The organism is Romboutsia weinsteinii, assembly GCF_002250835.2.
GTDB lineage: Bacteria > Bacillota > Clostridia > Peptostreptococcales > Peptostreptococcaceae > Romboutsia_A > Romboutsia_A weinsteinii.
Window position 1 is genome coordinate 90,817 of sequence record NZ_NOJY02000003.1, and the last position, 21,298, is coordinate 112,114.

19 protein-coding genes are annotated in these 21,298 nt (G+C 31.5%); 4 read left to right on the top strand and 15 right to left on the bottom strand.

Annotated elements, in window-relative coordinates; all coding sequences use genetic code 11:
* Positions 1-92: 92 nt before the first annotated feature.
* The 3 genes from CHL78_RS02500 to CHL78_RS02510 all read right to left on the bottom strand — a co-directional run bounded on the left by CHL78_RS02500 (position 93) and on the right by CHL78_RS02510 (position 3,289).
* The gene (locus CHL78_RS02500; protein ID WP_116041191.1) at positions 93-1,643 is read right to left on the bottom strand and encodes an ABC-F family ATP-binding cassette domain-containing protein; all 1,551 of its coding nucleotides are present in this window, start codon (positions 1,641-1,643) and stop codon (positions 93-95) included.
* Between the two features lie 109 nt (positions 1,644-1,752).
* Positions 1,753-2,460: a zinc dependent phospholipase C family protein gene (locus CHL78_RS02505; protein WP_094367463.1), complete on the bottom strand. Its 708-nt coding sequence runs from the start codon at positions 2,458-2,460 to the stop codon at positions 1,753-1,755.
* 13 nt (positions 2,461-2,473) lie between these two features.
* Positions 2,474-3,289, bottom strand: coding sequence for an N-acetylmuramoyl-L-alanine amidase (locus CHL78_RS02510; protein ID WP_094367464.1), 816 nt, complete (start codon positions 3,287-3,289; stop codon positions 2,474-2,476).
* Positions 3,290-3,485: 196 nt separating this feature from the next.
* Here CHL78_RS02510 and CHL78_RS02515 point away from each other — a divergent pair, with 196 nt between their 5' ends.
* On the top strand, positions 3,486-3,869 hold the full coding sequence (locus CHL78_RS02515; protein ID WP_094367465.1) for a hypothetical protein: 384 nt from the start codon (positions 3,486-3,488) through the stop codon (positions 3,867-3,869).
* A 322-nt stretch (positions 3,870-4,191) separates the two neighbouring features.
* Positions 4,192-5,190 carry a SpoIVB peptidase S55 domain-containing protein gene (locus CHL78_RS02520; protein WP_094367466.1) on the top strand — a complete coding sequence of 333 codons (999 nt, stop codon included), beginning with the start codon at positions 4,192-4,194 and terminating at the stop codon, positions 5,188-5,190.
* A gap of 61 nt (positions 5,191-5,251) precedes the next feature.
* Here the strand turns inward: CHL78_RS02520 and yunB are convergent, their stop codons facing one another.
* The gene (gene yunB / locus CHL78_RS02525) at positions 5,252-5,959 is read right to left on the bottom strand and encodes a sporulation protein YunB (RefSeq protein WP_116041193.1); all 708 of its coding nucleotides are present in this window, start codon (positions 5,957-5,959) and stop codon (positions 5,252-5,254) included.
* Positions 5,960-6,262: 303 nt separating this feature from the next.
* Between yunB and CHL78_RS02530 the strand changes: the two genes are divergently transcribed.
* The gene (locus CHL78_RS02530) at positions 6,263-8,932 is read left to right on the top strand and encodes a transglycosylase domain-containing protein (RefSeq protein WP_116041195.1); all 2,670 of its coding nucleotides are present in this window, start codon (positions 6,263-6,265) and stop codon (positions 8,930-8,932) included.
* Between the two features lie 80 nt (positions 8,933-9,012).
* Here the strand turns inward: CHL78_RS02530 and spoVAE are convergent, their stop codons facing one another.
* The 11 genes from spoVAE to CHL78_RS02585 all read right to left on the bottom strand — a co-directional run bounded on the left by spoVAE (position 9,013) and on the right by CHL78_RS02585 (position 18,559).
* Complete coding sequence (gene spoVAE / locus CHL78_RS02535; protein WP_094368902.1) at positions 9,013-9,375, bottom strand: stage V sporulation protein AE; 363 nt, start codon at positions 9,373-9,375, stop codon at positions 9,013-9,015.
* A 12-nt stretch (positions 9,376-9,387) separates the two neighbouring features.
* Complete coding sequence (spoVAD, locus tag CHL78_RS02540; RefSeq protein ID WP_094368901.1) at positions 9,388-10,401, bottom strand: stage V sporulation protein AD; 1,014 nt, start codon at positions 10,399-10,401, stop codon at positions 9,388-9,390.
* Between the two features lie 12 nt (positions 10,402-10,413).
* Positions 10,414-10,854 carry a stage V sporulation protein AC gene (spoVAC, locus tag CHL78_RS02545; RefSeq protein WP_094368900.1) on the bottom strand — a complete coding sequence of 147 codons (441 nt, stop codon included), beginning with the start codon at positions 10,852-10,854 and terminating at the stop codon, positions 10,414-10,416.
* 13 nt (positions 10,855-10,867) lie between these two features.
* Positions 10,868-11,275 carry a stage V sporulation protein AB gene (locus tag CHL78_RS02550; RefSeq protein ID WP_094368899.1) on the bottom strand — a complete coding sequence of 136 codons (408 nt, stop codon included), beginning with the start codon at positions 11,273-11,275 and terminating at the stop codon, positions 10,868-10,870.
* Between the two features lies 1 nt (position 11,276).
* Positions 11,277-11,867 (bottom strand): stage V sporulation protein AA, encoded by a 591-nt coding sequence (locus CHL78_RS02555; protein ID WP_094368898.1) that lies wholly within the window; start codon positions 11,865-11,867, stop codon positions 11,277-11,279.
* Between the two features lie 117 nt (positions 11,868-11,984).
* Entirely contained in the window at positions 11,985-12,749 is a 765-nt protein-coding gene (gene sigF / locus CHL78_RS02560; protein WP_094368897.1) for an RNA polymerase sporulation sigma factor SigF, read from the bottom strand.
* Positions 12,750-12,774: 25 nt separating this feature from the next.
* Complete coding sequence (spoIIAB, locus tag CHL78_RS02565; RefSeq protein ID WP_094368896.1) at positions 12,775-13,203, bottom strand: anti-sigma F factor; 429 nt, start codon at positions 13,201-13,203, stop codon at positions 12,775-12,777.
* Between the two features lie 13 nt (positions 13,204-13,216).
* Positions 13,217-13,552, bottom strand: a complete 336-nt coding sequence (spoIIAA, locus tag CHL78_RS02570) for an anti-sigma F factor antagonist (protein WP_094368895.1) — start codon at positions 13,550-13,552, stop codon at positions 13,217-13,219.
* A gap of 86 nt (positions 13,553-13,638) precedes the next feature.
* A complete protein-coding gene (locus CHL78_RS02575; RefSeq protein ID WP_094368894.1) occupies positions 13,639-15,639 on the bottom strand; it encodes a molybdopterin-dependent oxidoreductase in 2,001 nt (666 codons plus the stop codon).
* Between the two features lie 127 nt (positions 15,640-15,766).
* A complete protein-coding gene (locus tag CHL78_RS02580; protein ID WP_094368893.1) occupies positions 15,767-17,407 on the bottom strand; it encodes a DEAD/DEAH box helicase in 1,641 nt (546 codons plus the stop codon).
* 186 nt (positions 17,408-17,593) lie between these two features.
* Entirely contained in the window at positions 17,594-18,559 is a 966-nt protein-coding gene (locus tag CHL78_RS02585) for a calcium/sodium antiporter (protein ID WP_094368892.1), read from the bottom strand.
* Positions 18,560-18,869: 310 nt separating this feature from the next.
* Here CHL78_RS02585 and pflB point away from each other — a divergent pair, with 310 nt between their 5' ends.
* A complete protein-coding gene (pflB, locus tag CHL78_RS02590; RefSeq protein ID WP_094368891.1) occupies positions 18,870-21,101 on the top strand; it encodes a formate C-acetyltransferase in 2,232 nt (743 codons plus the stop codon).
* The last annotated feature ends 197 nt before the right edge of the window (positions 21,102-21,298 follow it).

A 21,298-nucleotide genomic window follows, 5' to 3' on the forward strand; every position in this document is an offset into this window, starting at 1 on the left:
GGCTTAAAATATATGCTAACTATGTCAAATCCAAATTTAATAATTTATGTCCCATAATTTAATAAGAGTACCTAATTAGGTACTCTTATTTATTATACTATTTTAGTAGTAAAGTCTTCTATATTCCAAACATCATCTACTAATCCCATGTAGAACTCAGGCTCATGGCATACTAGTAAAACAGTTCCTTTGAACTCTCTTATAGCTTTTTGTAACTCATCTTTAGCTTCCACGTCTAAGTGGTTAGTAGGCTCATCTATTACAAGGAAGTTTATATTTTTAAGCATTACCTTACATAACCTAACCTTAGCAGCCTCTCCTCCACTTAATACTCTCATCTGACTAGTTATATGCTCATTAGTAAGTCCACATTTAGCTAGATGTTGTCTAACTTCAAAGTTTGAAAGACCTGGGAATTCAGACCATACTTCTTCCATAGGAGTATTGTAGTTATCTCTTGAACTTTCTTGCTCAAAGTATCCTACCTCTAAATAGTCTCCCATTTGAACGTTTCCATCAAAAGGTTTAACTATTCCAAGTAAAGTCTTTAGTAGTGTAGATTTACCAACACCATTCATACCCTTTAAAGCTATTTTTTGTCCTCTTTCTAATTGGAAGTTAAGAGGCTTAGTTAAAGCTTCATCATATCCTAATACTAAGTCTTTAGTTTCAAATATTATTCGACTTGCAGCTCTAGCTTCTTTAAATCCAAAAGTAGGCTTAATTTTCTCTTTTGGTCTCTCTAATATTTCCATCTTGTCTAATTGTTTTTGTCTACTGTTAGCCATACCACGAGTAGCAACTCTTGCTTTATTTCTAGCTACGAAGTCTTCAAGTCTTTTTCTTTCTTCAACTTGCTTATCATAAGCATTTTCTTCTTGACGTTTCTTTATATCATTAAGTCTCATAAACTCATCATAGTTACCCTTGTACCTGTTTAACTCCCCATTTTCCATATGGTAAATTACGTTACAAGTGTTATTTATAAAGTCTATATCATGAGATACTAGTATGAAACTATTTTCGTACTCTTGAAGGTATCTTGTTAACCAAGTGATATGCTCTTCATCTAAGTAGTTTGTAGGCTCATCTAGTATTAATATTGTAGGATTTTCAAGTAATAATTTAGTAAGAAGTACTTTTGTTCTTTGACCTCCACTTAAATCAGTTACATCTCTATCTAGTCCTATTTCTCCAAGTCCTAAACCATTAGCTACCTCTTGGATTTTAGCATCTATCATATAGAAACCACTGTTTTCTAATATAGTTTGTATCTCAGCCGTACCTTCAAGAAGCTTCGTCATCTCATCTTCATCAGCTTCTCCCATTTTATCGTACATTGCTATCATTTCTTGCTCTAAATCAAACATGTGCTTAAATGCATCTCTTAATATATCTCTTATAGTATTTCCTTTAGAAAGTACTGTGTGTTGGTCTAAGTAACCAACTGTTGCTCTTGATGACCATTTTATATTTCCGGCATCCGGCATAAGTTTTTTAGTTATTATATTTAAGAAACTTGATTTCCCTTCTCCATTTGCTCCAACTAATGCTATATGTTCACCTTTTTTAAGTCTAAACGAAACATTCTCTAGTATAGTTCTGGCTCCGAAACCATGACTTACATTTTCTACTACTAGCATTTAAACACCTCTTCTCAAAATTTATTGTCTACATTCTATACTATAATATATTCTTTTTAGACTTAAATCAAGTGTTACAAATAGCCCTGCTAAACTTTCCCTAATTTTTTTACATAAATAATAAATCCTCATAAAACATTAACATACATCCTGCGGTAGTTCTTTGAGATAATGTTATACTTTTAATAGCAGTTAAATAAAATTTTGTAGTCAAATCATCTATATTTTTATACATATAATCTATATTAAGTGCATTTGATGCATTGTAGTTTACATACTCTTCTATGCTCTCCATATTTATGGGTTTGTCATGACTCCTAAATCTTTTTATTTTTTTATAATTTGATTTAACATATACTTCAAACTGTCTATGGTTATCTAATAATTTTCCCTTAGCATGTTGCGGTATAGTTAAATCTTGAATAATATGACATGACGCTCCAAAGTAAAACATAGCTCTATTATAGTTTCCAAGTGCAAAATATTTTATCGCTCTATTATAGTAGTTTTTAGCTACTGTTAAAGCATTATCATCATATCCGAATTTGCCTCTTTCACTATTTGGATTATAAAAATGATGGTAACTTTTAAAGTCTTGGTCTGCCCAGACTAATCCAGCATTAATTTGAGCTTGGTGTTCTTTAAATAATCTATATTCATTTTCATATCCATATCTTCTTAAAATATTTAGAGCATTACTTTGTATAAATAAATGTACCTCACAGTCTGTAGTAATAACGCTCTTTTTAACGGGATTTATTACCTTAAAAGTCCCCGATAATGCTGCTGCGTATGCATTTTCTATCACTTTTTTCATATATATCACCTATTTATTTTGTCGTAAAATAATCCTCTACCCCGTCTGCAACACTTTGCATTAACTTTCTTTGATATTCTGGATTTGACATCATCTGGTCTTCATTATAATTGCTTAAAAATCCCATTTCTACTAATATTGCTGGTACCTTAGACCAGTTAAACCCTGTCAAGTCTCCCCTTTGGAATATTCCATTAAGCTGTATTCCAGATTCTTGCATACTTTTCTTTACTAGTTCTGCACACTTATTACTTTCTTCATAAATATTTGAAGTATATTTCCCTCCTTTTTCAGGAATTAAAATAGATGCTCCTGTTTTCGAAGAATTGTCCAAACTATCTGCATGAACTCTTATTACCATATCTGCATTTTTTTCATTGGCAAGTATTGCTCTTTCAGAATTACTTATATTAACATCGTGACTTTCTCTCGTCATTATTACATCATACCCTTTACCTTCTAATATATGCTTAAGGACTACAGATGCCTCTAAATTTAGTATATACTCAGGCTTTTTTGTTGCAACTCCTGTGGCTCCAGACGATACTCTAGCCTTTTGATACGGTGCTCCAGGTCCTACTGGTTCTGCGTTTGGGTCACCTTTTTGCTGGTGACCAGGATCTATACAAATCAAATATTTTTTATGATTGCTTGGCTCTTTAGCATCTTTAGATTCCCCCTTAGTCGAATCTTTATTATCTTCTATCTTATTAAATCCCTTATTTAATAAGTTTGTGCTCTTATAAAGATTAGTAATAGGAGTTGAGGTTCCAATAAGTATTACTCCAATTGCGATTATTGCTGTAACTATTAATTTATATTTTTTCATATATTTACTCCTTTCAATTTATGTATATCTTTATTTTAGCAAAAACTTATATTTTTAATTCACTTTCTACGATGTATTAATTTTAATTTTCTAACTTTAATTTGTACTACTAGTTTTTATTTTCTAAAACATTCATATATATATTTATATAGACTTATTTTGGGAGGTGAGTAACAGTCATTAAATTTTATAGTTCATGACTATTTCTATGAGATCAAATTACTTTAAAAATATTAATAGAAATCAAGAAACTCCTGAATCTAAGTTGTGCTGCTTCGGATATGTTGATTATATCGTTTTAGCATCTACACTATCTGTAGCTTTAGCTGAAGAGCTTACAGTTAATGATTTAAATATATTAGCAGGTTTTTTTGCAGTATTATCTGATGAATTAGCCCTTATAGCATCAGTTGAATCTTGCCCTTCAGGTAATGATGATGATTTTGCTGCTCCAGCTCCTGCAGTTGCTATTACTTCTTCTGACGAAGTCATCAAAAAAAATCCACAAAATCATAAAAAGAAAAAAACTCGAGTAAAAAAAGTTATACGAAAAAAAGTTAAAAAAAAACGAAGCACTTAGTTTTCTATATGAAATTAAGTGCTTTTTATTTTGTGTTCATTTGGTTATTTTGCATTATTTTTTTTAGTATATAAACACTAAACTCATAAATATTTAATTTGCATTGAATGAGCTCGAATATTACCCTATATATTCCCTTATTAGTTTGTTGTTTATAGTCATAATTTTTCTATTATATATAGCTATTGCTTATACTATTCTTTTTTTGAAAACAACGGTTTAACTGTGACCTTCTTCCAAGGATTAAAATCTAATTCCTGCACACTATAATGTTAAAGCACCGATTAAATACACTTAAGATTAGACAGAAAGAAGGTGTTTTATGTTTTCAAAAAATTTATGCCATAAACATCAAAACTTCATTAAATTAAAAGTACTTACATTAACTTCTTTTTTATTTTTAGTATATTTTTTCTCAAACAGCATTATTTATGCACAAACTGAGCAAAAACATACTCCAGATTACTTAATACCTATTGGTAATGTACTACAAATCGATGCTGAACTAGAAACCATAATTGTTAGAAACTCAGTTGAAAATTCTCCCTTTCAAGTAGGAGATTCAGTTTTAAAAGTTAAAGATTCTTCTATTAATAGTTATGCAGATTTTTCTAAAATTCTTTATACATTAAACGAAGGCGAAATGGTTCCTGTTTTAATTAATAGAGGTGGTCAAAGCCTTACTCTTACTTGTACTAAAGATGTACTAGAAAAAATAAATTTTAATAATTTACTTTCAGGCTTTGCTACATTAACTTATATTAATCCTGAGACTTCTGAATTTGGTGCAGTAGGACACCCTATAAACATAGGAACCTCCAAAAGGATACCAATTAAAAATGGGTCAATTTCTACAACTACAGATTTAAATATTCAAAAATCATGCAAAGGAAATGTAGGATGTATAAGTGCAAAGCGTATAGAAACAATTGGTGAATTTAATAAAAATACTTCATTTGGTATAAAAGGTCATATTAGTAATTTTGATACAACAAATCTACAAAAATATAAAGTTGCATCACTAAATGAAATCAAAACTGGAAAAGCACAAGTAATATTACAAGGTACAAATGGTAAATGTGAAAAATATGATATAGAAATTATTGCAATAGAAAATCAAAGGACTCCAGAATCAAAAACATTTAAATTGAAAATTACAGATAAAGATTTGCTAATTAGAACAGGTGGTATTGTTCAAGGTATGAGTGGTACTCCAATTGTTCAAGGAGATAAAATTATAGGAGCAGTTTCTCATGCAGTAGAAAATGACCCTACACTTGGTTACGGAGTGTATATAAAATGGATGTTAGAAAATAATTAATTTTTAATTCCAACAAAAAATATGTTGCCTCAAATTTATATATATTTTGAGGCAACATATTTTAATTGTTATTTGTTTTAGTATCCGTACCTGCATCTGGTAAAACATTTGGTATATTTTCTTTAGGAATATTTATATAACTATTTGGGACATCACCTACTATAACAGTCTCACATATAGGTATTTGTGCTTTTATTTCTTTTGTAGATGTAGTTAAAGGTATTACAACTCTTACTTGTGTTTGAGCCTCTAAATATATTCTATGTCTTGTTTGGTTAATACCAGAGGATTCAAATTCGGTTTTAAAGTTTACTGTTACAGTTCCTATTGGCTCAATGGCCACTTTTAGTTTTGGTCCATACTTAGCTAATATAGGACTCCCTAAAGCAGTTCCTATTGGTATGTATGCACTTGTGCTTTTTACTTTTTTTAGTTCGTCTTGTATCTCCAGTGCCACTGCTGATGCAATTTCATTCATCATAATTGTATTTGCTTGTATCATTGTTATCTTGTCATTTGCATCCACTCTTATATTCATAAGATCTTCATAGTTTACCTTTCCTTCTACCATTTCTGCAACAGATTTATTTATAGATCTGTTTGCTAATTCTAAAGCTTTAGTCTCCGCTAGAACTGTTATAGTTGGTCTTAAAGTTCTATCTATGTATAAAAAACTGCCTATGAACACAGACAATATAAATAAGATTAATAGTATGGCTACAGTTTTTCTAAAATCATTTATATTTTGATTATCTTTAACTTTTTTCATAATTTACACCCCCTAATATTTTATGTGGATTAATTTTAAATATTTCATTTATTACAGGTAATTTGCATTCCACATAATTTTTATGTTATTAGTAAAAAATAATTAACATATATATTTCAAATAGGTATCTACTGACAAAATTTTGACTGTGTATATTTTTTAAAAGGGTTTATACAAAGATTAGCGAAATTTATATAATTGAGGTATCTTACAAAAGCTTACAATATATTCATTTTTCTCTATAAATTACAAAATTACTAACATATGTGGTATAATATTGCATTAAGTAAGGAGGTTAAACTTATGAGCAACGATAATAACGAAGATAGAAATAAAATCAGAAGAAAAAAAGTTAATTCTTCTGCTAATAGTACTAGCTCAACTAGTCGTAGTAAAAAGAGATCTTCCTCTAGTAAGAAAAGCAATGTATATAAAATTTTGAGAGTTACAGGAATAGTCTTTTTAGTTACGTTAGTAGCTGGAGTTGCTGGAGCAGCTGGTTTAGTATTTTCATCTCTAAGAGATGTTCAACCAGTTACAAAAGCTATGTTAGATGAAAAAACGTACCAAACAACTAGTATATACTACTCTAATGGTGAACTTTTATCCAAAGCCGCTAGAGTAAATAAGAAAGAACCTGTGAGTATCGATGATATCTCAAAGGATTTACAAAATGCCGTTGTAGCTATAGAAGATGAACGTTTCTATGAACACAGTGGTGTTGATATTAAAGGTCTGTTTAGATCTGTAGTTAAGACATTAATGGGTAATAAACAAGGTGGTAGTACAATCCCTATGCAGGTATCAAAGATGCTACTTACTACAACAGATCAAACTCTGCCTCGTAAGATAAAGGATATTTATTACGCATATGAAATGAGTAAAACTTTATCTAAACAACAAATTTTAGAAGCTTATTTAAATAACTTCTTCGTAGGTAGAGGTCTTATAGGTGCTGAAGCTGGAGCTCGTGGTTATTTTAGTAAATCTGCATCAGATCTTACTCTTGCTGAGTCAGCTTTACTTGCTGGATCAACTAAAAACCCAAATAAATTATCAGCATATACACCAGCAAGATTTGATGGTAATGAAACTAAAGAAGATTTAGAAAATAGACTTGTATATTATATTCATACTGAGGGTGATGGTCTAGAAGATCCTAATGAAGTAGACTTTACAATGATTGATAAAATAAACTCTTGGGGACTTCTTCCAAACGAAGATGTATATAAACAACTAAAATCTGGAACTATGGTAGTTAGAAAAGCCATAAATAATCCAGCTGCAAAACAAAGACAAGAGGTTGTCTTAGGAAAAATGTTAGAAGTTGGTTATATAACACAACAAGAACATGATGCAGCAGTTGCTGAGCAAATATCAATAAAATTACCTAAGTCAGCAGATACTGTAGTTTCTTCAGTTGAAGACCTTATAGAATACGAGGTAATAGATGCCTTAATGGATCAAGGTAATACTTATGATGAAGCTTACAATCTATTCTCTAATGGTGGATTAAAAATAGAAACAACTATAGACCCTAAGATGCAAGATATATTAGAGGATGAATACGAAAATAATAACAACTTCCCTGGACATACTCCAGGTACTGATGGTATACCTCAACCTCAATCATCAATGGTTATATTAGATTATAGAACTGGTCAAATTAAAGCCTTAGTTGGTGGTAGACATATTAAAGGTAGAAAAACTCTTAACAGAGCAACTACTCCACAACAACCTGGTTCTACTATAAAACCATTATCAGTCTATACTCCGGCTATTGATACTATGAAGCTTACTCAAGCTACAGCTTTAAGTGATGTTGAGGGCGGTTATAAATTTAAAGAAAATAACAAATGGAATCCTAACACAACTACAGCGGGAACAGGATCTATGAGTTTACGTAAAGGTCTTGCTTACTCTTCAAATACAATTGCAGTAAAAACTGCTGAATTGTTAGGAGAAAATTATGAAGAATGTGTAGATATAATGATAGACTACTTAAAGAACTTTGGTATTACAACAGTAGTAGATAACAAAGCTTCTGCTGATAAAAGTAAATCTTCAGATAGAACATTCTCAGCACTTACTCTTGGTGGTATGACAAAAGGTGTTAGTCCACTTCAGATGGCAGCAGCTTATGGTACACTTGCAAATGGTGGTATTTATAAAGAGCCTACTATATTTACTACAATAACTACTTACGATGGTCAGTTATTAGTTAAAAATACACCGGCTGAACAGAGGGTAGTTGATCCTCAAGTAGCATATGTATTAACAGATATGTTACAAGCAGTTATAACTGAAGGTATTGGTGGCGCAGCTTCTATACCTAACATGCCTGTAGCTGGTAAGACAGGTACAACTAATAAAAACTTAGATGCATGGTTTGTTGGTTATACTCCATACTATGTTGGTGCTACTTACATAGGTGATGATGCCGGTAGAAAAAATCCGGATACAGGAACAACTATAGCTCGTAGAGGTGTTCCAAGTGGAAGTACAACAACAGCTAGATTATGGTCAAAGGTTATGGGTAGAGTTCATGAGAACTTAACAAAAACTAAATTTAAACAACCAGACGGTGTTTACTTTAAGAGTATTAACTTAATAGATGGTGGTGCTTCTTCTTCTGGATCTAGTGCAGCATTTGTAAAGGGAACTAGTCCAAGTAGACAAAGTTATATACCAGCAGAGCCTCAAGAACCTGAAGCTCCTGTAGATGAAACACCTACAGAAGAGACACCTCCTCCAGCAGGTGGTGGTGAAAATCCAGCTCCTCCAGCAGGCGGTGGTGAAAATCCAGCTCCTCCAGCAGGTGGTGGTGAAAATACAACTCCTCCGGCAGGTGGTGGCGAAACTACTCCAACTCCTCCGGCAGGTGGTGGCGAAACTACTCCAACTCCTCCAGCAGGTGGCGGTGGAAATACTGGTGGTGCTACAGATCCAAATGCTGCACCTCCAACACCATAATATCTTAAATAAACATAATTTAAATAAATTAAAAGGTGAACTCATATGAGTTCACCTTTTTTTAATATCTACTATATATTTTATGGCTTAGCCTTTGGAGTAAATATAACTGCCATTACATATCCAAAGAATATTGCAGCCGCAATACCTCCTGCAGCGGCTGTAGTACCTCCTAAGAATATCCCTAAAAATCCATCAGTTTTTATAGCTTCCATTACTCCATTTGCAAGTAAATAGCCAAAACCTATAATAGGAACTGTTGCTCCTGAGCTACCAAAACTAACTAAATGTTCATATATACCTAGATATGTTAATATAACACCAGCAGTTACATAAGTTACCATAACGTAAGGAGTTTGCATTTTGAAATAGTCCATCATAATTTGAGCTATTAAACATATGACTCCTCCTACTAGAAATACTTTTAAATAATCCATTAACATAAGTAATACCTCCTACTCATTAACAATTACCACTGCGTGTGCCACACATGGTATAGTTTGTTTTTGTAGCGTACTAGTCGGTGATAATAATGCTCCTGTAGATACAAGCATTACCTTATTAAATTCTTTTTTCATTAATTTATCATAAATATATGCTGAGAATACAGTGGCTGAGCATCCACATCCACTTCCACCACAATGTACATCCTGTTCTTCAAGATTAAATATTTTTAATCCGCAATCAGTATATACTTTAGATATATCAAGACCTCTTTCTTTTAATAAATCTTGTGTAATCTGCTTACCTAGTTTTCCTAAATCTCCAGTTACTATCATATCGAAGCTATTAGGATCATCTTTTGTATCATCAAAATAAGAATATATAGTATCTATAGCAGCTGGTGCCATCGCAGCTCCCATGTTATTACCATCATCAATTCCCTTATCTATGACTTTTCCTATAGTTACATACTTTACATACGGTCCATTACCTTCAGCAGCCATAAGTATACTTCCAGCTCCTGTTACAGTCCACTGAGCAGTCATAGGTTTTTGATTACCTAACTCTAGTGGGAACCTAAATTGTCTTTCTGCTGTACAGTAATGACTTGAGGTTCCTGATAATATATAATCTGCAAATCCACCATCTATCATCATTGCATTTAAACACATTCCTTCTGCCATTGTTGAACATGCTCCGTATATCCCTAAAAATGGTATCGCCAGCTCTCTAGCTGCAAATGATGCTGGAAGTATTTGGTTTATCAAATCTCCACCTATTAAATAATTAACATCGGATAGTTTTTTTCCAGCTTTTTTTACTGCTGTTTCCATTGCTGTTTGAACCATTTTACTTTCAGCTAGTTCCCAACTTTTTTCTCCAAATAAATCATCACTTAAAACTAAGTCAAAATAATCCCTAAGAGGACCTTCTCCTTCTTTAGGACCTACAACAGAAGCTGAAGATATTATCTTAGGTTTATTTTGTAATTTTACTGTTCTTTGTCCAATTCTCTTACTCTTCATACTCACACCACCTTATACAAAAAGCTTATAAATATAATAAATAAATCCAAATAAAATAGAAGATCCTATTCCATAAACTAATACTGGTCCTGCTATTTTAAATAAGTTTGCTCCTACACCCAATACATATCCTTCTCTCTTATATTCCATAGCTGGAGACACTATTGAGTTAGCAAATCCTGTTATAGGAATTATAGATCCAGCTCCTGCTCTTTTACCTAGAAGATCATATACTCCTAGTCCTGTAAGGAATGAACCTATAAAAATTAGAGTTATGGTCGTAGCTGCTGCTGCACTTAATTTTTCTAAATCAAAGAAATTCATATATACATCATTTATGCCTTTACCAATCATGCAGATTATTCCTCCTACAATAAAAGCTAAGATATAATTTTTTGCATATGTAGGTTTTGGACTTATTTCATCTACATATTTTTTATAATTCTTATCCATATAAGATACCTCCTTAAATTATTATCCATCCTAGTAATGACCCAATAACTTTGCCGATAATCAATGATATTATTATGTATTTTAAACATATTGTAGGTAACTTTAGCCTTCTTGAAATAGTTGGAATATAATCTATTACCTCAGCTATTCCAGAGCTTAAGAAACCTAAAAAAATACCATATGCTATCCCTGCTATTATGACTATTACTCCATCCATTTTTAGATTATGATTTTGAAGTGACAGTACACTTCCTAAACAAGTGCCTATTATTAATAGTCTTTCATATACACCTATAAATGGTATGGTATTACTTACATGAGATATTCTTGGTACAAGACCTACTAATACTAACATTGCTATGACTCCTGCTCCTACCATTACTCCTGATGATAAGCCAAATACTATTAAAAATATCTTCACATTATCTACCTTTATTCCTTAATTGATTTTCTATCTCCTTATTCAAAGAAACCATCTTTAAATCCATTGGACTTGGTTCATGCTTTGAGTATGTCGGAATAAACTTATTAAAAAAAAGAGCCACACCTATTCCTATTCCTACAGAGTATGGTATCTGAAAATAGGGAAGATATGTCTTAGCGTCTCCAGTCAATAAATTTACCATTTTAGATTGAGATTGATCCATATTTACATCTGCATGGAAATTCATAATTCCCATAATTGACCCCATTAATACTACTATAGACACTACTAACACCCTTAGATACTTTGTCCTATCTTTCTTTCCTTTATCAAAATATATGACTATATCATCAGGCTTCAAAAAATTTATATGAGCCCTAGGAAGTTCTTTCTTTAAAACTTCTATTACTTCTCCTAGATGTATTACATCATATATTAAATCGTTATTTTCATATTGTCTAAATATGATGTCATTCACCTTAACTTCATACTCTTTGGGGTATATAGAGTAAATATCTTTTAAATAAATTTCTCTTTTTTTTATATCAAAAGGCTTCATAGACTTTGGTATTAAGTAAATTTCTTGCATAAACTTATTCCTCCCTCGTTGTTATTATTTGTAAATATAAAAAAAATAAACCCTCATTTTTGAGGGTTTATTCAATAACATGCATTTTATTAACTTCTCTTTATTTAATTCTTAACTTTAACTTATATATGTTTTTAATTTTGATAATACTTTCTTCTCTATTCTAGATACCTGAACCTGAGAAATATTTAGCATTTCTCCAATCTCACTCTGTGTTTTATCTTCAAAGTATCTAAGCATAATTATCTGTCTTTCTCTCTTTTCTAACTTTCCTAATACCTCTTTAAGCAGTAAATTATCTATAACATGCTCTTCTTCACATTCACCTTTTAAGCTTATTTTGTCAATAAGACATATCGGAGATCCTTCTTCCTCGTGTATAACGCCATGAAGATATTCTACATTGAAATTAGATTCCATTGCCATTACTAAATCTTCTTTTTCTACTTCAAGTACTTTAGCTAATTCATCAATATTAGGTTCTCTTCCAAGTTGCTTAGTTAAGATCTCACTTTGTATTCTAGCTTTAATAGCAATTTGCTTAAGAGATCTAGATACCTTTATCATTCCATCATCTCTTAGATATCTTTTTATTTCACCTAAGATCATTGGTACTGCATACGTTGAAAACTTAACATTGAACTTTGGATCAAACTTATATATAGACTTTATTAGACCTATAGATCCTAATTGGAATAGATCATCTCTATCATATCCTATATTTAAAAACTTTGACACAACACTTCTAACTAATCCTAAATTATTCGATATTAAAATTTCTTTAGCCTCTTCATCACCGTCTTGAACTCTTTGTATTAACGCTAGAGTTTCTTCATGGCTAAGCAGTGCTTTTTTTTCTTCTTTTCTAGCAGTTATCCCCATAATAAAACCTCTATTCCTTTGGACCTTATTTAGGTAAGTTTATTTTTTTAGTCATAACTACTTTAGTGCCTTCATTTTTTATTGAACTTACCTTTACATCATCCATAAAGCTTTCCATGAATGTAAATCCCATTCCTGATCTTTCAAGCTCTGGTTTTGATGTATAGAGTGGTTGCATAGCTATATCTACATCTTCTATCCCTTTACCTCTGTCTTCTACTACTATTTTGATTGTATCATCTAAGATTTTACATCTTAAATATACCAGCTTTGATTCATCTTCTTCATAACCATGTATGATAGAATTTGTTACGGCTTCCGAAACAGCTGTTTTTATATCAGCTAGTTCGTCTAGCGTTGGGTCTAGCTTCGCAGCAAATGACGCTACTATAACTCTTGCTAAGCTTTCATTTTCGGATTTGGCAGAAAATTTAACCTCCATAATGTTACTCATCATATATTCCCCCTTACAAAGAACTTACTGCTTCTTCATATGTGTCGTAAATATTTATTATCTTGTTCATGCCAGATAAATCAAAAATTTTCTTAACACGTGGACTAACGTTTACTACAAATACCTTTCCACCTTCGCTAGAAATCTTTTTATATCTGCCTATGATGACCCCAATACCTGAAGAATCCATAAAGTTAATATTTTTAAAATCAAATATTATATTTTTAACTTGCTTTGAAATTAGAATATCATCAATCTTCTCTCTAACCTCACCTGCAATGTGGTGATCTAATTCTGTAGCCATAAAATCTACCAATAGATTTTTATGCTCTAAAGAATAATTTATCATTTGTCTTCCCCCCCCATAATCTACAAAAGTAATTAACTATTATTGAATTCTATAATTATAGTACATGTCCCTTCAATGAATTTTAACTACTTTTGTTTAATTATGTCTACAAATGTTTCGTTATAGGTTATCTGACCTCCAATATCTGATATACCACTATCAGTTATGAAATTTGGGTTACCATGCTTCTTCCACCATCCAACGTACATTTTTACCACATAATCACTTACGCTATCATCTATATTTATTTCTACATCTATATTGAATTGTTTGCATTTTAGACTTACAACCTCTTTATTCTCTACATTTAAGTTTATTGCCATTTTTTTATTAATATATGCCTGTGAAATTCCTTTTTTATCCATATAGTGTTGGCTAAATAGAGTATCTCTATGATGATTAGTTAAAAGTCTAAATTTATTTTCTTTTTTACCACTTATATATACTGGTATAGGACTTATTCCTAGGTATTCAACCTGCCTTGAATATAATTCGTATTTTCCTGATGGAGTATCAAATTTTTTATCATCCCATGCAACAGGCTTATGTATTGTAAAATAATTATTTGCTATCCACTCAAGACTAATGATCTCATTAAACTCCTTTAGTGGCTCTATTACCTTACTTAAGTATTCTCTTTTATCCACAATAGGATAGTTTTTAATCCCCATAACTTTTGCCAACTCAGCAAAGAAATAATATTCATCCATTAATTTATTCTTTGGCTCTACTATCTTTTCATTATAAGTAATATAAGGATTAGTCATAGAACTATATAGTATATCTTCACTTTCTAATGTATTTGTAGCTGGTATAAATAAATCACATGCACTTGCTGTGTCAGTCATGAACATATCAATGCATACTTTAAATTCTATCTTAGAGAAAGCATCTTCTAGTTCAACTAAATTTGGTAATTGAGCTAGTAAGTTACTTTTTACTACCACAGCCATTTTTATAGGAATATTATCACCTTCTCCTACACAGTTATCATTAGGATTTTTTATAAATTTGCTTATCTTACTTACATAAAATTCTCTATTATTCCCATAATCCAAACTTTTATATGGATCAGAATTTAGTATATTAGGATATACTCTATTAGCATAGTTTACGCCTCCACCACTAAAACCTACCTGCCCAGTAATTGCGCCCAGTGCATCAATAGCTCTTATAGTATTTCCTCCATTTTTATACTTTTGCATTCCATAACCTAGATGGATAGTACAATATTTATCTGTATAAAGATTTACTAGCTCTCTAATATCATCTAAATCTATCCCACATTCTTCTATTAAGTAATCCAACTCTAAGGTATCTATGTATTCTTTATATTCTTCAAATCCAAGTACATAATTATTTATATACTCTTCATCATGTAGTTTTTCCTTTATTATAATTTTTGCCATAGCCATAGCCAAGGCTCCATCCGTTCCAGGTTTTATTCTTATATATTTATCTGCTATTTTAGCTGTTGATGTACATATTGGATCTATTACTATAACTTTACTTCCTTTTTGCTGAGCCTTTTTTAATATTTGCATAGTATGTATAGTTGTATATGCTGGATTTTTTCCCCATATAAAAATACTCTTACTATTTAGCATATCTTCAAGTGCATGACCTTTTACATCACCAAAATCATATGTTTGAGCTTTTATTCCTGCACTCCAACATGGCCCACCCTTTTGTTTAGAAGCTCCTCCATAAAAATTAAAGAATATGTCTCCTATACTTTTTAATACAGATCCATTTCCATACTGCTCATAATACATAACTGACTTTGATGAATATTCTTCTTTATAGTAGTTTAACTTCTTTGCCATTATATCAATAGCTTCCTCAAAACTAATTTCTATCCACTTCCCATCTACCTTTAAAAGTGGTGTATATATTCTATTCTCATGGTTTAATCTATCTAAATGAGCTCTACCCTTGCTACATATAATCCCCTTAGTGTAAGGATGTTCTTTATCTCCTTCTATTTTGATGATATTTTTATTATCATCTACATAAACATTAAATTTACATGCATCAAAACAATCAAGTGTACATCCATGACTTAATTTTTTTATATCAGAATCCATACTAACACCTAACCTTCTATATAATTAACATTTTATTTATTTTCACAAATATATTTTTTATTATATTTTAGCATAAATAAAAAATAAGCCGTAGCCTTTATTAGGCTACGACTTGTTTTTTAAGAAATTATTGCTTTTTCTTTCTGTTAGCTTGCTCTATGTTTATCTTGTTTCCTTTTATCTTTATATCTTTCATCTTTTCTAATACTTTCTTAGCATTTTCCTTAGGAACTTCAACGAAAGTATACTTGTCATATATATCTATTGTTCCAACTAATTTACCTGGTATTCCAGCTTCTCCAGCTATAGCACCTACGATATCCTTAGCTTGAACTCTTTGGTTTCTACCTACATTTATAAATAGTCTTACCATACCTTCTTGAGCACCAGTTGCGCCTCTACGCTCTCTACGTTCGCCACGCTCACCACGTTCTCTACGCTCTCTTGGTTTTTCTTCAACTATTTCTTCTTTTAATTCTTCACCTAATGCTAACTTAACTAAAGCAGCAGCTATATCTACTGTTGAGTAGTTTTCATCATTACAGAAGTTTTCTAACCATTGTAATTGCTTAGTTAAATGACCAGCTTCTATAGTTTCTTTAACTTGTGCGAAGAATGCTCCAACTTTCTTTTCTTCAACATCAGCTATTGATGGTATATCATGCTTAACTAACTTAGCTTTAGTATATCTTTCGATATCCTTCATTTTTCTCATTTCTTTTCCGAATACGAAACTGAATGATATACCATTTCTACCAGCACGACCAGTTCTACCTATTCTATGAACATAGTATTCTTCGTCTTGAGGTAAATCATAGTTAAATACTGCTTCAACATCATCAACATCTATTCCTCTAGCTGCAACATCTGTAGCAACTAGTATATCTATAGTACCATTTCTGAACTTGTCCATTACTATATCTCTTTGAGTTTGCTTTAAATCCCCGTGTAATGCATCTGCAAAGTATCCTCTAGCTTGTAGGTCACTAACTAATTCATCTGCACCTCTCTTTGTGTTACAGAAAACAACAGATAGCTTAGGATTGTAAACGTCTACTAATCTACATAATACTTCTAATTTGTTAGAGTTTCTAGTTTCTATATAATATTGAGATATATTAGGAACTGTTATTTCTTTTCTAACAACCTTTATATGTTCTGGGTCTTTTTGGAATTTCTTAGTAAGATCTAGTATTCCTTTAGCCATAGTTGCTGAGAAGAAAGTAGTTTGTCTATTTTCAGGAGTTTGATCTAATATCATTTCGATATCTTCTCTGAATCCCATATCTAACATTTCATCAGCTTCATCTAATATAAGCATTTTTACATTATTCATTTTTATTGTTTTACGGTTTATATGATCTATTACACGTCCCGGTGTTCCTATTACTACTTGTACCCCACCCTTTAATGATCTTATTTGTCTATCTATTGGTTGTCCACCATAAACTGGTAGTGTCTTTATTCCGTGCATGTATTTAGATAATTTTTTTATTTCAGCTGATACCTGAATCGCAAGTTCTCTAGTAGGACAAAGTACTACTGCTTGTAGACTCTTATCCGATGGATCTACTGTTTCTAATATAGGTATACTGAAAGCTGCTGTTTTTCCCGTCCCTGTTTGAGCTTGTCCTATAACATCTTTTCCTGATAATATTACAGGTATAGATTGTGCTTGTATAGGAGATGGTTCTTCAAATCCCATCTCCGCTATTGCTTTTTTAATTTCGTCACTTATTGGTAAATCTTCAAATTTTGTTATATTCATAAGTTGTTTCCTTTCCGTTATCAATTAATCTTAACCTATCCATTATATATTTATTTAGGATAATATGCAATTAGTATTTTGTACACCATTGCTAGCCTAAGCTTTAAATATGTATATATCTATTTTATTTATACTTATAATATGTAGTTTAAACAACAATATGTATTTTAAACAATAATATGTATTTTAAACTATATACATAGAATATAAAGTAAATATGTAGAAGAAATATGTTCCAAGCATTAATACTCCTTGTACTCTATAAAGCTTATTCTTTTTAATAGTAGGCAATATTAAAATAAGTAGTAACAATATCATAAACGGAAAATCAATTTTTACATTTTGAGAAAGTATTGGTATGTCATTTGGTATTGAAGATAGACCTATAACTGATACAATATTTAGTATATTCGCACCTAGAATATTTCCAACAGAAATTGCATGATGCTTTTTCCTGATTGCAGTAAGAGAAGATACAAGTTCTGGTAAAGAAGTTCCAAGAGCTATCACAGTTAAGCTTACAATACCTTGAGGTATTCCCAAGATATCTGCAATCTTTACTCCATTGTCTATCAACAACTTAGACCCAACCACCATCATTATTAGCCCCAATATAAATAATGTACCTAACTTTAGCTTCTCTCCTATTACGAAATTATTTTTGCCATCTTTTCCTCTATTACTCTTTGTTCCTTTGTTATTATTTCCCACTACACTCCTATAGTTATTGACCATATATATAATAAGAACTGTAATTAAAGCTATTGCATCTAATCTCCCTATAGATCCATCAATCCCTAATATCACCAAAATCAACACTGAAATTAATAATAATGTTGATTTTGAGAAGAATAGGTTTTTATCTACTTTAAATGGACTTATAAATGCTACTAAACCTAATACTAGCCCTGTATTACATATAATTGATCCTATAGCGTTTCCCAGACTCATAGTAGAGTGACCTTCTATAGAAGCAAACATCGATACCGTAAGTTCTGGAAGTGTAGTCGCAAAACTCACTATTGTTGCACCTAATATAAGTTCTGATATATTAGTTCTCTTACCAATCTCTACAGTACAATTAATAAATATATCCGCTCCCTTTGTTATCAGTATAAAACCAGCTAGAAAAAGTAATACTATTGTTAGCATTAAATCACCTCCCCATATTTATAAATATTCATGTACAACTTATATATGCTATGGGTTTTATAAGTGAATAAAAAATTATATATTTTATGTTTAAGTTAATAATACTCGGGTATTTATATAGTAAGAAAATTTATCCAATAGATATAAACTTTATAATGTATAAATCGACATTTTTGCACAGAAATTTTGTATACAAAATACTAGGTTTATGTTATCATTATATTGTTCAAAAAATATCTAGCTAGATTTTTAAATTAATATAAATTTTAAAAAGGTTGTTTAACCTTACTTAACCAAGGAGGCTATCTATATGAATGCATGGCAAGGATTCAAAGGTGGAAGATGGAATAAGGAAATAGACGTTCCTGGATTCATCCAATTAAACTACACTCCATACGAAGGAGATGACTCTTTCTTAGCTGGAGCTACTGAAAACACTAAAAAATTATGGGATAAAGCTATGGTTTTATTCAAGCAAGAAAGAGATAACGGAGGTACTTTAGACGTTGATGTTGATACAGTATCAGGTATAAATGCTTACGCTCCTGGATATTTAGATAAAGAATTAGAAACAGTTGTTGGTTTCCAAACTGATGGACCATTAAAGAGAGCTGTTATGCCATACGGTGGTATAAAGATGGTTGAAAACTCTTGTAAAGCTTATGGATATGAAGTTAATCCTGAAATAAGCGAGATATTCTCTAAGTACAGAAAAACACATAACCAAGGTGTATTCGATGCTTATACTGCTGAAATGAGAGCTGTTAGAAAATCTGGTATAATAACTGGATTACCTGATGCTTACGGTAGAGGTAGAATAATAGGAGACTACAGAAGAGTTGCTCTTTACGGTGTTGATAAATTAATACAAGATAAATTAGATCAAAAAGATAGCTTAGACGTTTCAACTATGGATGAAGGCGTTATAAGATTAAGAGAAGAAATATCTGATCAAATAAAAGCTTTACAAGAATTAAAAGGAATGGCTCAATCTTACGGATTCGATATATCAGCTCCTGCTACTAACTCTAGAGAAGCTGTACAATGGTTATACTTTGCTTACCTTGGTGCTATAAAAGACCAAAATGGTGCTGCAATGTCACTTGGTAGAACTTCTACTTTCTTAGATATATACTTCGAAAGAGATTTAGCTGCTGGTACTATAACTGAAGAAGAAATCCAAGAAATAATGGACCACTTCGTTATGAAATTAAGAATGGTTAAATTCTTAAGAACACCTGATTACAATGACTTATTCTCTGGTGACCCAACTTGGGTAACTGAGTCAATAGCTGGTATGGGTGTTGATGGTAGAACATTAGTAACTAAGAACTCATTCAGAGTTTTAAATACATTATATACATTAGGACCATCTCCAGAACCAAACTTAACAGTTTTATGGTCAACTAAATTACCTCAAGGATTCAAAGATTTCTGTTCTAAAGTATCTATAGATACAAGTTCAGTTCAATACGAAAACGATGATTTAATGAGACCTTACTGGGGAGATGATTATGCTATAGCTTGTTGTGTTTCTGCAATGAGAGTTGGTAAACAAATGCAATTCTTCGGAGCTAGAGTAAACTTAGCTAAGACATTATTATACGCTATAAACGGTGGAGTTGATGAAAAATCATTAGCTCAAGTTGGACCAAGATTTGAACCAATAACTTCAGAATACTTAGATTACGATGAAGTTATGTCAAGATTTGAACCATTCACTGATTGGTTAGCAAACTTATATGTAAATACATTAAACGTAATCCACTACATGCATGATAAGTACTCTTATGAAGCATTAGAAATGGCTTTACATGATAGAGACGTATTCAGAACTATGGCTTGTGGTATAGCTGGTTTATCAGTTTGTGCTGACTCATTATCTGCTATAAAGCATGCTAAAGTTAAGACTATAAGAAACGAACAAGGAGTAGCTGTTGACTTCGAAATAGAAGGAGACTATCCAAAATACGGAAACAACGATGATAGAGTTGATGATATAGCTATATACTTAGTTGAGTCTATGATGAACAAGATAAGAAAGAACAAAACTTACAGAGATTCAGTTCATACTCAATCAGTATTAACAATAACTTCAAACGTTGTTTACGGTAAGAAAACTGGTAACACTCCATGTGGTAGAAGAGCTGGTGCTCCATTCGCTCCTGGGGCTAACCCAATGCACGGAAGAGATAACAGCGGAGCTTTAGCTTCATTATCTTCAGTTGCTAAATTACCATACGAGCATTCTCAAGATGGTATATCTAATACTTTCTCTATAGTACCAGGTGCTTTAGGAAAAGATATGAATGAAAGAATAACTAATCTATCAGCAATGATGGACGGATACTTCGGAGACGGAGCTCATCACTTAAACGTTAACGTATTCGATAGAGCTACTTTAGAAGATGCTATGGAGCATCCAGAAGAATATCCACAATTAACAATAAGAGTTTCAGGATACGCTGTTAACTTTATAAAATTAACAAAAGAACAACAATTAGACGTTATAAATAGAACATTCCACGGAAAAATGGCTTAATTATAACTAATAATTTGTAACTATAAAATCAATCAAAGTATATATATTTTTAAGAGCATAGGATTCATCACCCTATGCTCTCTTTTTATATATTTGTAAATTATCTCTCAACCATCTGTATATTTTTTTAATAATCATTTGATTTCCAGTTTCAACCTACTATTCCATGGGTATAATTAACAGTATAGAAGTTAGTT

Coding starts and splice junctions, on each gene's coding strand:
- CHL78_RS02500 (WP_116041191.1), bottom strand. CDS start 1,643: ATGCTAGTAGTAGAAAATGTAAGTCATGGTTTCGGAGCCAGAACTATA.
- CHL78_RS02505 (WP_094367463.1), bottom strand. CDS start 2,460: ATGAAAAAAGTGATAGAAAATGCATACGCAGCAGCATTATCGGGGACT.
- CHL78_RS02510 (WP_094367464.1), bottom strand. CDS start 3,289: ATGAAAAAATATAAATTAATAGTTACAGCAATAATCGCAATTGGAGTA.
- CHL78_RS02515 (WP_094367465.1), top strand. CDS start 3,486: ATGACTATTTCTATGAGATCAAATTACTTTAAAAATATTAATAGAAAT.
- CHL78_RS02520 (WP_094367466.1), top strand. CDS start 4,192: ATGTTTTCAAAAAATTTATGCCATAAACATCAAAACTTCATTAAATTA.
- yunB (WP_116041193.1), bottom strand. CDS start 5,959: ATGAAAAAAGTTAAAGATAATCAAAATATAAATGATTTTAGAAAAACT.
- CHL78_RS02530 (WP_116041195.1), top strand. CDS start 6,263: ATGAGCAACGATAATAACGAAGATAGAAATAAAATCAGAAGAAAAAAA.
- spoVAE (WP_094368902.1), bottom strand. CDS start 9,375: ATGTTAATGGATTATTTAAAAGTATTTCTAGTAGGAGGAGTCATATGT.
- spoVAD (WP_094368901.1), bottom strand. CDS start 10,401: ATGAAGAGTAAGAGAATTGGACAAAGAACAGTAAAATTACAAAATAAA.
- spoVAC (WP_094368900.1), bottom strand. CDS start 10,854: ATGGATAAGAATTATAAAAAATATGTAGATGAAATAAGTCCAAAACCT.
- CHL78_RS02555 (WP_094368898.1), bottom strand. CDS start 11,867: ATGCAAGAAATTTACTTAATACCAAAGTCTATGAAGCCTTTTGATATA.
- sigF (WP_094368897.1), bottom strand. CDS start 12,749: ATGGGGATAACTGCTAGAAAAGAAGAAAAAAAAGCACTGCTTAGCCAT.
- spoIIAB (WP_094368896.1), bottom strand. CDS start 13,203: ATGAGTAACATTATGGAGGTTAAATTTTCTGCCAAATCCGAAAATGAA.
- spoIIAA (WP_094368895.1), bottom strand. CDS start 13,552: ATGATAAATTATTCTTTAGAGCATAAAAATCTATTGGTAGATTTTATG.
- CHL78_RS02575 (WP_094368894.1), bottom strand. CDS start 15,639: ATGGATTCTGATATAAAAAAATTAAGTCATGGATGTACACTTGATTGT.
- CHL78_RS02580 (WP_094368893.1), bottom strand. CDS start 17,407: ATGAATATAACAAAATTTGAAGATTTACCAATAAGTGACGAAATTAAA.
- CHL78_RS02585 (WP_094368892.1), bottom strand. CDS start 18,559: ATGCTAACAATAGTATTACTTTTTCTAGCTGGTTTTATACTGATAACA.
- pflB (WP_094368891.1), top strand. CDS start 18,870: ATGAATGCATGGCAAGGATTCAAAGGTGGAAGATGGAATAAGGAAATA.